Origin of the sequence: Streptomyces sp. NPDC007896 (genome assembly GCF_042959425.1) — a bacterium.
Classification (GTDB): domain Bacteria; phylum Actinomycetota; class Actinomycetes; order Streptomycetales; family Streptomycetaceae; genus Streptomyces.
In genome coordinates, this window is the sequence record NZ_JBIBKX010000014.1 from 352,156 (window position 1) to 361,394 (window position 9,239).

A 9,239-nucleotide genomic window follows, 5' to 3' on the forward strand; every position below is an offset into this window, starting at 1 on the left:
CCGGGGACCGATCCCGCTAAGTCACCCACCGGGCCGACCGCCGCGCTCCCCGTCATGCGACCGCCCCCAGCACCGCACGGGACCTGCGCTCGAACTCCTGCACCATCGGCTCGTGGCGGCGTGACTCCAGACGGGTGCGGAAGTCCCGCAGGGCCTGGATCGACCGTTCGCTGTGCACGGTACTGAGGGTGTCCAGCGCTTCGGTGGCCGTACCGACGGCCTCGTCGAGCCGGTCCTGCTGGAGATGCGCGGTCGCGAGCACCGAGCGGCTGATGGCCTGGCGTCTGCGCCGGTCACCGCCCGCGCTCAGCGACTCGCTCGCCGTACGTTCGGCCTGGGCGGCGAGCCCCAGGTCACGGAAGCACAGGGCCGCCTCGGCCTGGAGATAGTGGTGGTCGAGGTAGCGCACCCAGACGGACTCCTGGTCGGGGCCCCGGCTCAAGTCCAGTTGCCCTTCCGCCAGGCGCAGCGCCTCCGAGGCCTCGCACGAGTGTCCCTGGGCGGCATGCCCGCGTGCCGCCATGGCGTACAGGCGCATCAGTCCGAGCGGGCTGCCCGCCCCCTTCGCGGTGGCGACTCCGGCCCGGGCCAGCGCCACCCCCTCGTCGGGGCGGCCGAGGTTGGTGGTCAGATGGGAGAGCCCGGCCAGAATCTGGCCGCCCAGCACCCGGTCGCGCCCCTCGGCGCACAGGCGCAGCCCCTGGGTCATGTACCGCTGCGCGAGCCCGTACTCCCCCGCGTCGTACGAGCTCCAGCCGGCCATCGCGGCGAGGCGCGCGGCAGCGGCGTACAACTGCCGTTGCAGCTGCGGCGGGGTGCCGCGGCGCTGAAGCATGGGCACGACCTCGGTGGAGAGATAGTGCACGATGCTGGTGCGCACCCCGCCACCGCCGTAGTGATTGTCCATCTGGTCGAACATGGCGATCATCGCGTGCACCTGCTCGACGGGTCCGCCGCTCGCCACCACCGTCGGGCGGAAGCCCTCCTGCTGCTCCAACAGCCACAGCAGCCAATCGCGTTGGGGGTTCGTCAGCGCGGCGGCGACGAAGGGCACCGAGCCGAGGAGACTGCGGCGGGAGATGTCGGTGGAGCCCAGTTCGGCCAGGGTGTGAAGGGTTTCCGCCACGTCTTCGCCATAGACCAGGGCCCGGCCCGCGACCGGGCGCCGCTGATCGAAGTGGAAGCCGAGGTCCGCGGGCGACACGGCGCGGCCGAGCCGCCCGGAGAGCACGGTGGCGATCAACTCCGGTGTGGTGCCCCGCGGTTGCTGGCCCTGGAGCCAGCGGGTGACCGACGCCTTGTCGTAGTTGGAGTCCACGCCTTGGCGGCGGCCCAGTTCGTTGACCCTGAGGGCGAGGGAGGCGTAGGAGCAACCGGCTTCCTTGAGGGCGGCCGCCAGCGCCGAGTTGGCCCCGCCGGGGCCCTTGCCTGCGCTCCTTGATTGTCCGTCGGTCACGGTGGCCACCCAGATCTCGCATCACGGTCCGTACGGCTGTGCCCGTACCTGCCGGTACATCAATTCCCTTACGACACAGCACAGTTGAACGCATGTCGCCAGGGACTGTGCGACAGGTCACTCGGTCACTATGGTCGCCGACAGGCTCAACACGCAACCGGCGTTCTGATAATTTCAGAACGATCCGCATCGCCCTGTCTCTGTCAACGACCGCGTGGCACACTGCACGCTGTGATACAGCCGTACCGGGAGGTAGGACGTGAGTGACAACCGCTCGGGCGGCAGCGCACCCACGGTCCTGCGGATGGTTCTCGGCAAGCGGCTGAGGCAGCTGAGGGAACAGGCGGGAGTGTCGTTCGAGGAGGCGGCACGGGCGATCGAGGTCACTCCACTGACGGTCCGCCGGATCGAGAAGGCCGAGGTCGGCCTCCGGATCCCCTATGTGAAGGAGTTGCTGCACACCTACGGGGTGCCGGCGACGGAGATCGACGACTTCCTCGCGCTGGCCCGGGAGGCCAACCAGCCGGGCTGGTGGTACAAGTACCGCGACGTGCTGCCCGAGTGGTTCAGCGCCTACGTGAGCCTGGAGAGCGAAGCCAGCGTCATCCGTCTCTACGAACCCCACTACGTTCCGGGCCTGTTGCAGACGAACGACTACGCCACCGCGCTCATGCGCGTGGGCTTCCCCAACGAGTCGAAGGAGGACGTCGCCCGCCGCGTCGCCCTGCGGACCAGGCGGCAGGACCTGCTCGCCAAGCCGGACGCGCCCGCCATCTGGGCCATCCTCGACGAGACGGTGCTGCGCCGCCCGGTGGGCGGGGCCGAGGTGATGCGGGCCCAGATCGACCGGCTGCACGAGGTCCTGGACATGCCGAAGGTCCGGATCCAGGTCATGCGCTTCGGGGTGGGGGCACACCCCGGCGCCTTCGGCCCGTTCCACCACTTCCGCTTCGGCTTCTCGGAACTGCCCGACGTCATCTACACCGAAAGCCTCGCCGGCGCCGTCTATGTCGACCGGCCCGGCGACGTCGTCACCTATCTCGAAGTACTGGACCGGATGTCCGTGCAGGCGGAACCGGTCGCTCGGACCAGGGCCATCCTGGCCGAATTGCGTAAGGAGTTGTGATCCATGGGAATCAAGGGCCCCATCTACAGCGGTATGCCGGCCGTCGACCTGGGCACCGAGGGCTGGGAGAAGCCCTGGAGCGGTACGAACGGCGGGAGTTGTGTCGAGGCCAAGCGGCTGCCCGACGGCAGTGTGGCCTTCCGCCAGTCCACGGACCCGGACGGACCCGCGCTGGTCTACACCCGGGACGAGATGATCTCGTTCCTCGAGGGCGCGAAGTCCGGCCAGGCCGACTTCCTCGTCGCCTGAGACGCGGGACCGCCTGAGGCCGGGAGAGCCGTCGGCCCCTCGGGCCACCACCACACCCGCACCACCACTACACCCGCACCACCACTACGCCCGCACAACCGGACAACCCGCACACCCACTCCCGCCGTGCGGGTTGTCCCTCCACACTGAGGGAATCGGTCGTCCCGGAGGGAGCGGTATGCGCACCGGTCCTTGCCGCGAGGTGCGGGGATGATCCTCGACCAGGCCCTCGCCCGGTGCCGGACCCTGGTCGTCGACGGTCCCGACGGAATCGGCAGAAGCGCCCTGATCGGCGAGCTGGCCCGGCGCGGATTCCTGGTCCGGCTCTGCCGCGGGCCCCTCCATCACGTGGATCCCACCCAGCCGTACCGCGAACTCCTGGCCGCACCGGGCCGGTTGGCCGTCGACGGCAGTCTCGTCCACGAGCTGGTCTACGGACCGCTGCGCCGCGGACGCTCCCGGGTGACCTGGATCCAGGCCCTCGACTTCGCCGAAGCGGTGGCGGAACGCGACGGGGCCCTCATCCACGTGACCGGCGAGACGGACGACACGGAGGCGGTCGACGCGTACGAGCGGGCGCTGCGCACCCTCGCCCAGCACGTCCCCGTGGTGACCCTGGACGCCAAGGACCTCGGCCACCCCATCCGCGGCCCTGCCTGCGCACATCATCAACTCGGGCTGTGTGAAAGGCAGTTGACGGTAGGTTATTGACAGACCGCGTGACGGAGGCAGGAGACATCCCATGGCAGACAGCCGGCCCAACCCCGACCAAGAGGCGTTGTCCAAGATCGACACCACGGTGCCGCACTCGGCCCGCATCTGGAACTACTGGATGGGCGGGAAGGACAACTACGAGGTCGACCGGATCGCGGGCGACGCCTACCGCGAGGTCGCGCCGAACATCGAGACGATGGCCCGGGCCTCCCGCGAATACCTGATCCGGACCGTGACCTTCGTCGCCGGTGAGCTCGGCATCCGCCAGTTCCTGGACATCGGCACCGGCCTGCCCTCGTACGACAACACCCACCAGGTCGCCCAGCGGGTGGCGCCCGAGTCGCGCATCGTCTACGTGGACAACGACCCCCTGGTGCTGCGCCACGCCCAGGCGCTGCTGACCAGCACCCCCGAGGGCGTCACCAACTACATCGACGCGGATCTGCACGAGCCCGAGAAGATCGTCGAGGCCGCGAGCCGGATCCTGGACTTCGGCCAACCCGTCGCCCTGATGCTCATGGGCATCCTCGGTCACATCCAGGACTACGAGGAGGCCAAGTCGATCGTCCGCACCCTCCAGGCCGCCCTGCCCTCCGGCAGCTACTTCGTGCACTACGACAGCACCGACACCGACGCCGCGCTCAAGCAGGCCCAGCAGGGTTACGACGACACGGGCGCCGTCCCCTACGTGCTGCGCAGCCCGGAGCAGATCACCGCGTACTACGAGGGCCTGGAGCTGATCGAACCCGGCATCGTCTCCTGCCCCTTGTGGCGCCCCGAGCCCGGCACCGCACCGGAGCCCACGGACGTGCACGGCGGGGTGGCCCTCAAACCGTGATCAGGTGCGTGGCGCCGGTCGGATGTTCTGGTTGAGGCGGAACAGGTTGTCCGGGTCGCGGTCGGCCTTGATACGGGCCAAGCGGGCGTAGTTGTCGCGATAGCTGGCCCGTACGCGCTCCTGGCCCTCGTCCATCATCATGTTCACGTAGGCCCCGCCCGCGGAGTACGGGTGCAGGGCGTCGGAGTAGTCGACGCTCCACCGCTTGACGCGCTCGGCGCCCGCCGGATCGGAGTCCACGCCCGCGTACACGGTCGCCCAGCGCGCGTTCCGGTAACTCCAGGCGGTGTCCGCCGGCGCGATGTCGTGGACGGCGCCGTCGATCGGGTACAGGTGCATCGTCGATTTCCAGGTCGGCGGTGTCGCGCCGTACCCGATGTGCGAAGCGACCGCCTCGTCGGGGATCTCGTCGACGAAGTCCGCGCGCCAGTACCACTGGTCGCCGGGCGGGTAGATCCCGTCGAACGCGGACTGGAGCGCGGGGTACGGCATCGGCGCCGCTCCGTGCATCAGCGGCTCGGGCACGGCGTCGAGGAGGGGTGCCATCTCCGCGGCCGCCGCCTCGGTGTCGTCCCCGACGCGGCACCAGACGACCCCGCAGATCTTGCGCAGATGGATCTCCTCGGGGAACGGCGGGCCGGGCGGCACGGAGCCGAACAGGAAGAATGCGTTCAGTTCGCGGGGGGCGTTCGGGAGGAAGTCGCGGTAGGCGGTGAGGACTTCGGCGCCGAGTTCGGCGGGCCAGAAGGTGGGGCCCGCGACGACGGTGCTCACCTCGTGCAGCCGGAACAGGAACGAGGTGACGACGCCGAAGTTTCCGCCGCCCCCGCGGACCGCCCAGTACAGATCGGTGTTCTCCGTGTCGCTCGCGCGCACGTGCTCGCCGCTCGCCAGGACGAGGTCGGCCGCCAGGAGATTGTCGACGGTCAGTCCGTACTCGCGGGTGAGATGCCCGATGCCGCCGCCCAGGGTGAGGCCGGCGACGCCCGTCGTGGAGATGATGCCGGCGGGTGTGGCCAGGCCGTGCTCGTGGGTGGCACGGTCGACCTCGCCCCACACACAGCCGCCCCCGACCCGTACCGTGCGGGCCCCCGGATCGACCTCGATGTCCTTGAGCGGTGAGAGGTCGAGGACCACACCGTCGTCGCAGACCCCCAGGCCCGCGCCATGATGGCCACCACCGCGCACGGCGAGCGGGAGGCCGTGGTCGCGGGCGAAGCCGATGACGTAGGAGACGTCCTCGTCGCTGGTGCACCTCGCCACCAGGGCGGGCCGCCGGTCGATCATCGCGTTGTAGACAGCACGTGCCTCGTCGTACTCGGATTCGCCGGGTCCGATCAACTGCCCCATGAATCCCGTCAGTTCCTGGTGCGCAGCCTGTGACGTCGTGATGGACATACCCCTCCCCCTGTCTGGGGGCCGGCTTCAGGGCACCCGTGTCCGGGGCCTTGCCTCCAGTTTCCCTCCGATGGATCCGATGCGCTTGTTCTGCTCCGGTTCCCACGGCTGCCTGGATCAGCGTTTTGGCGTACGGCCGCTGGGGCGGGTGGTCCCCGCCCCTCGGTCGCCGTGATCACGTCACGGCGATCACGGCCTCCGCGTCGTGACGGGACGCCGCGAGCGCCGGTTCCGGCAGCGCCACCTGACGCGGTGTCCGGCGCGCCTCCCGCAGACTGGGCATGGGCGCGGTCGGGACCAGCGGAGCGTGCTCGGCGGCGCGGGCCCGCCAGGAGAACCAGATGATCTTGCCGCCGGCGCCGGTGGCGCAGCAGCCCCAGCCGTCGCTGAGGGCGGCGATCTGCGCCAGACAGCCCTGGGGCTCGTTGTGCGGGCGGAGATCCTGGTCGTTGTCGGAGACCGCGGTGATGAGGTGGGAACCGTTCCACCACATCTCGATGGTGGTGTTCTTGTCCGTCGCGTGCCGGTCGATCGTGTGTAGCAGCGCTTCCGCACAGTGGCAGACGGAATCGACGAGCGTATCCAGGTTCCAGTACCGGAGATGGGCCCCCAATATGCGCTTGACCTGGCCAACCCGCTCCGGGCTGACCTCCACGTCGAGGTGGTAGTAGCAGGGCACTGCAGGTTTCATCTTCGTTGGCTCCTCACGGCGAAGCTCTCGCCTCTCCTCGCCCTTCTCGGACCGAGCCCCGATCACGAAGCGTGAGCACTGATCGCTTTTGAGTCAGTCCCAGAGTGCGAGTACTACTCCGTTCGTGCAACACGAGAGCCCGCCCCCATGTGGTTGAAGAGCCAACAAGACGCTGAGTGGCCGTACAGGCACCATGAGTGAGGGCACCGCCCTCCGTAGTGGGTCGGTGCCCTTCCGTGCACGGCCGTCCGGCATCAGCCGGGTGTCCCGTGCGCAGTCGAGAGAGTGGAAAGGTGACCGGCGCATGCTGCTGCCTGCCAAAGCCGAGGTCGCCAGGCATCTGGAGCGATACCGGGCCTGGGAACGCCTGCTGCTCATGGCCCCCGCCGACCACACGGTGCGGGGCAACTTCGAGAACACGGGGTACACCCTGTGCGTGCTGATGGGGAAGCGCTGCGCGCGCGAGGCGGTGGACGCCGCCGAGCACTATCTGCGGGGCGAGGCACCGGCTTCCGCGCGGTCGTCGATGACGGTGACGCACGGCGCGCGGGGTTCTCAGCTCGCCCAGAGGCCTCAGGGTCGGGGCGTGGGTCGAGCGGTCGGCGGGCGTCCCTGAGACGGACCGTGGTGTCGGGAATTTTCGGTGCAGCTCTGAACCGAGGGGGCAGGGCGCGAGGACGGCGGAGGCGAATCATGGAGGCACACCCGGCCCATGGCCGTGACCCGATCGGCCGTATCCCGATCGTGGACGTCCAGCCGGTCGTCGAGTGCGGCCGGCGCCCCGCGAAGGCGGTCGTCGGGGAGACCTTCGAGGTCACCGCCACCGTCTTCGGCGAGGGCCGGGATGTGCTCGGCGCCGAAGTCGTCCTGTGCGACCAGAGCGGCCGCCCCGGCCCGCGGGCCCCGATGCGTGAACGCGCCCCGGGCACCGACCGCTGGGGCGGCGAGGTCACACCGGAAGCCGTGGGCCACTGGACCTATCTGGTGGAGGCCTGGAGCGATCTCGTGGCCGCCTGGCGCCACACCGCCGGAATCAAGGTCCCGGCCGGGATCGACGCCGGGCTGGTCCTGGAGGAGGGCGCCGCGCTGTACGAGCGGGCCGCGGACGCGGTACCGGACCCGGCCGGTCGAGCGGTCGTACGGGCCGCGGCGCACGCCCTGCGCGACGACTCCCGGCGGCCGACGGCCCGTCTCACCGCCGCCCTGGCACCGGAAGTGACCGCCGTTCTCACCGCACACCCCCTGCGCGAACGGATCTCCCGCTCGCTGCCGATGCCCCTGCTCGTGGAACGGAAGCGGGCGTTGTACGGCGCCTGGTACGAGTTCTTCCCGCGCTCGGAGAGCGGACAGCTGGACCCGTCGGTGCACGGCACGTTCCGCACCGCCGCCGAACGCCTGCCCGCCATCGCCGGGATGGGCTTCGATGTGGTGTATCTGCCGCCGATCCATCCCATCGGCACCACCTTCCGCAAGGGCCCCAACAACAGCCTGTCGGCGAGCCGTCGGGATGTCGGCGTGCCCTGGGCGATCGGTTCTCCCGAGGGCGGCCACGACGCGATCCACCCGGATCTCGGCACGATCGACGACTTCGACGCGTTCGTGGGCCGCGCCACGGAACTGGGGCTCGAGGTCGCACTCGACTTCGCGCTGCAGTGCTCGCCGGACCACCCGTGGGTGGAGAAGCATCCCGAGTGGTTCCACCACCGGGCGGACGGGTCGATCGCGTACGCGGAGAATCCGCCGAAGAAGTACCAGGACATCTATCCGATCGCCTTCGACCGGGACATGCCGGGGCTGGTCCAGGAGACGCTGCGGGTGCTGCGCCACTGGATGGACCACGGCGTGCGGATCTTCCGCGTCGACAACCCGCACACCAAGCCCGTCGTCTTCTGGGAGCGGGTCATCGCGGACGTCAACCGCACCGACCCGGACGTGATCTTCCTGGCCGAGGCGTTCACCCGGCCCGCGATCATGCACACGCTCGCGGCGATCGGCTTCCAGCAGTCGTACACGTACTTCACCTGGCGCACCACCAAGCAGGAGCTGACCGACTACCTCACCGAACTGTCGGGCGGGACGGCCGCCTTCATGCGGCCCAACTTCTTCGTGAACACCCCCGACATCCTGCCCGGCCATCTCCAGCGGGGCGGTCGGCCGGCCTTCGAAGTGCGAGCCGTACTCGCCGCCACCCTCTCGCCTTCGTGGGGGGTCTACGCCGGGTACGAGCTGTGCGAGAACGCTCCGGTCGGGCCCGCCAGCGAGGAGTACCGGAACTCCGAGAAATACCAACTGCGTCCACGTGACTGGGAGTCGGCCGCGCGCGAGGGCAGCACGATCGCACCGCTGATCACGGAGCTGAACCGGATCAGACGGCGCCACAAGGCTCTGCACGCGCTACGGAACCTGCACTTCCACCAGACGGACAACGAGGCCCTGATCGCCTACAGCAAGCGCTCGGACGACGACACGGTCGTGGTGGTGGCCAACCTCGACCCCCACCACACCCAGGAGGCGACGGTCTCGTTGGACATGGCGCGACTCGGCCTGGACTGGCACGAGTCCGTCGCCGTGCGCGACGAGCTCACCGGCGAGACCTACGACTGGGGCAGGGCCAACTTCGTGCGACTGGGGCCGGGCGGTGCGCATGTGCTCGCCGTCGACACCTCACCGCGGATCGGAGGGTCACCCACCACATGATCGTCAACGAGCCCGTCCCGGACACTTTCGAGGACACCCCGGCCAGGGACCGCGACCCCGACTGGTTCAA

9 protein-coding genes are annotated in these 9,239 nt (G+C 69.6%); 6 read left to right on the forward strand and 3 right to left on the reverse strand.

What is annotated here, in order from left to right:
- Positions 1 to 52: 52 nt before the first annotated feature.
- On the reverse strand, positions 53 to 1,465 hold the full coding sequence (locus ACFZDJ_RS38235) for a hypothetical protein (RefSeq protein ID WP_391065954.1): 1,413 nt from the start codon (positions 1,463 to 1,465) through the stop codon (positions 53 to 55).
- Between the two features lie 295 nt (positions 1,466 to 1,760).
- On the opposite strand from ACFZDJ_RS38235, the gene ACFZDJ_RS38240 reads away from it, so the two are divergent.
- From ACFZDJ_RS38240 to ACFZDJ_RS38255, 4 genes are all read left to right on the forward strand, one after another.
- Positions 1,761 to 2,582: a helix-turn-helix transcriptional regulator gene (locus tag ACFZDJ_RS38240; RefSeq protein WP_168516884.1), complete on the forward strand. Its 822-nt coding sequence runs from the start codon at positions 1,761 to 1,763 to the stop codon at positions 2,580 to 2,582.
- Positions 2,583 to 2,585: 3 nt separating this feature from the next.
- Positions 2,586 to 2,831 carry a DUF397 domain-containing protein gene (locus ACFZDJ_RS38245; protein WP_168505433.1) on the forward strand — a complete coding sequence of 82 codons (246 nt, stop codon included), beginning with the start codon at positions 2,586 to 2,588 and terminating at the stop codon, positions 2,829 to 2,831.
- Between the two features lie 210 nt (positions 2,832 to 3,041).
- A complete protein-coding gene (locus tag ACFZDJ_RS38250) occupies positions 3,042 to 3,542 on the forward strand; it encodes a hypothetical protein (protein ID WP_384925750.1) in 501 nt (166 codons plus the stop codon).
- A gap of 31 nt (positions 3,543 to 3,573) precedes the next feature.
- Entirely contained in the window at positions 3,574 to 4,383 is an 810-nt protein-coding gene (locus ACFZDJ_RS38255) for an SAM-dependent methyltransferase (RefSeq protein WP_390933720.1), read from the forward strand.
- On the opposite strand, the gene ACFZDJ_RS38260 is transcribed toward ACFZDJ_RS38255, so the two are convergent.
- The gene (locus ACFZDJ_RS38260) at positions 4,384 to 5,781 is read right to left on the reverse strand and encodes an FAD-binding protein (RefSeq protein WP_391065957.1); all 1,398 of its coding nucleotides are present in this window, start codon (positions 5,779 to 5,781) and stop codon (positions 4,384 to 4,386) included.
- Positions 5,782 to 5,956: 175 nt separating this feature from the next.
- A complete protein-coding gene (locus tag ACFZDJ_RS38265) occupies positions 5,957 to 6,472 on the reverse strand; it encodes a pep a2 (protein WP_391065960.1) in 516 nt (171 codons plus the stop codon).
- 304 nt (positions 6,473 to 6,776) lie between these two features.
- Between ACFZDJ_RS38265 and ACFZDJ_RS38270 the strand changes: the two genes are divergently transcribed.
- Both ACFZDJ_RS38270 and ACFZDJ_RS38275 read left to right on the forward strand, forming a co-directional pair.
- Positions 6,777 to 7,088, forward strand: coding sequence for a DUF5133 domain-containing protein (locus ACFZDJ_RS38270; RefSeq protein ID WP_391065963.1), 312 nt, complete (start codon positions 6,777 to 6,779; stop codon positions 7,086 to 7,088).
- Between the two features lie 77 nt (positions 7,089 to 7,165).
- On the forward strand, positions 7,166 to 9,169 hold the full coding sequence (locus ACFZDJ_RS38275; protein WP_391065966.1) for a maltotransferase domain-containing protein: 2,004 nt from the start codon (positions 7,166 to 7,168) through the stop codon (positions 9,167 to 9,169).
- Positions 9,170 to 9,239 lie beyond the last annotated feature (70 nt).

What these genes read in the sequence shown, in the direction of transcription:
- ACFZDJ_RS38240 (WP_168516884.1), top strand. Translation starts at nt 1,761, where the DNA reads ATGGTTCTCGGCAAGCGGCTGAGGCAGCTGAGGGAACAGGCGGGAGTG.
- ACFZDJ_RS38245 (WP_168505433.1), top strand. Translation starts at nt 2,586, where the DNA reads ATGGGAATCAAGGGCCCCATCTACAGCGGTATGCCGGCCGTCGACCTG.
- ACFZDJ_RS38250 (WP_384925750.1), top strand. Translation starts at nt 3,042, where the DNA reads ATGATCCTCGACCAGGCCCTCGCCCGGTGCCGGACCCTGGTCGTCGAC.
- ACFZDJ_RS38255 (WP_390933720.1), top strand. Translation starts at nt 3,574, where the DNA reads ATGGCAGACAGCCGGCCCAACCCCGACCAAGAGGCGTTGTCCAAGATC.
- ACFZDJ_RS38260 (WP_391065957.1), bottom strand. Translation starts at nt 5,781, where the DNA reads ATGTCCATCACGACGTCACAGGCTGCGCACCAGGAACTGACGGGATTC.
- ACFZDJ_RS38265 (WP_391065960.1), bottom strand. Translation starts at nt 6,472, where the DNA reads ATGAAACCTGCAGTGCCCTGCTACTACCACCTCGACGTGGAGGTCAGC.
- ACFZDJ_RS38270 (WP_391065963.1), top strand. Translation starts at nt 6,777, where the DNA reads ATGCTGCTGCCTGCCAAAGCCGAGGTCGCCAGGCATCTGGAGCGATAC.
- ACFZDJ_RS38275 (WP_391065966.1), top strand. Translation starts at nt 7,166, where the DNA reads ATGGAGGCACACCCGGCCCATGGCCGTGACCCGATCGGCCGTATCCCG.